Origin of the sequence: Weeksella sp. HMSC059D05 (genome assembly GCF_001809725.1) — a bacterium.
GTDB lineage: Bacteria > Bacteroidota > Bacteroidia > Flavobacteriales > Weeksellaceae > Weeksella > Weeksella virosa.
In genome coordinates this window covers 1-1,196 of sequence record NZ_KV798529.1, presented here as the reverse complement: position 1 = coordinate 1,196, position 1,196 = coordinate 1, and the positions used below count along the sequence as shown (strand labels likewise).

The 1,196-nt window shown below is 39.7% G+C and carries 2 protein-coding genes; both read left to right on the top strand.

Going from position 1 to position 1,196, the window contains the following annotated elements; genetic code table 11:
• Positions 1 to 70 precede the first annotated feature (70 nt).
• Positions 71 to 337 carry a transposase gene (locus HMPREF2660_RS04480; protein ID WP_070485815.1) on the top strand — a complete coding sequence of 89 codons (267 nt, stop codon included), beginning with the start codon at positions 71 to 73 and terminating at the stop codon, positions 335 to 337.
• Positions 338 to 357: 20 nt separating this feature from the next.
• Positions 358 to 1,155 (top strand): IS3 family transposase, encoded by a 798-nt coding sequence (locus HMPREF2660_RS04475; protein ID WP_083299062.1) that lies wholly within the window; start codon positions 358 to 360, stop codon positions 1,153 to 1,155.
• Positions 1,156 to 1,196: the final 41 nt, after the last annotated feature.

Genomic DNA, 1,196 nt, shown 5'->3' with positions numbered 1-1,196 from the left:
TGTAAATCCCCCAAAAACTCCGACAGTTTAAAATATTATAAAAATTTATAAATTTAAACTGTTATTAGAGATGAAAAAGTCAAGATTTACAGAAACACAAATCAGCCAAGTACTCAAGGAGCATGAAGCTGGAAAAAAGGTATCCGATATATGCCGAGAATTATCCATCAGTCCAAATACCTTTTATTTGTGGAAGCGCAAATATGGTGGCATGGATCAAGAAATGTTGCGTCAATTCAAGGAATTGGAGCGAGAAAATGCCCGCTTGAAGAAGATGTATGCGGATTTGAGTTTGGATCATAGTATTTTAAAAGAGGTCATCGAAAAAAAGCTTTAGGGCTCTGTCAGAAAAGAGAATTGGCAGAAGAATTAAAAGATGACAAACAAATCAGTACTGCCAGAGCCTGTCGCATCATCGGATTGGAACGTTCGGGATATTATTATCAAAGCATCAAGGACGATACAGAAGTAGAGCGTCGATTACTTTATTATGCCGAAAAACTTCCGTCCAGAGGTTGTCCGGAATACACTAAACGCATCAGAAAGGAAGGTTATGGGTGGAACCATAAACGCATTGAGAGGATTTACCGTAAATTAGGACTGAACAAACGCAGAAGAAAAATCAAACGTCGCATCCCCAATCCGGACAAAGAATACTTATTGCAACCGATTGCTCCTAACATTACCTGGAGCATGGATTTTATGAGTGATGTGTTGGAGAACGGCAGAAAGATTCGGATACTGAACGTGATAGACGATTACAACCGGGAGGCATTAATGTGCGAAATAGACTATAGTTTTCCTTCAGAGAAAGTAGTTAAACTCGTGCAAAGGCTCATTGAGTGGTATGGAAAACCAACCAACATCCGTACGGACAACGGCACGGAGTTCATCGCAAAAGCTTTTGAGGGCTTTTGCTCCAACTCCTCGATCCGGCATATCCGAATCCAGAAAGGAAAACCCATGCAGAACGGATTTTGTGAAAGGTTCAACAAAACCTTTCGGGAAGATGTACTGGATGCGTATTGCTTTGAAAATATCGAACAGGTAAGAACTCTCGCTCAAGATTGGATGGAGGATTACAATCATAATCACCCACATTCAAGTTTAGGAGATTGTTCACCGATAGAATTTAAATTGAAAAGAAGTGCATAATTTGCTTAGTTTTGAACTGTTGGAAAAACGGGGAACTTACA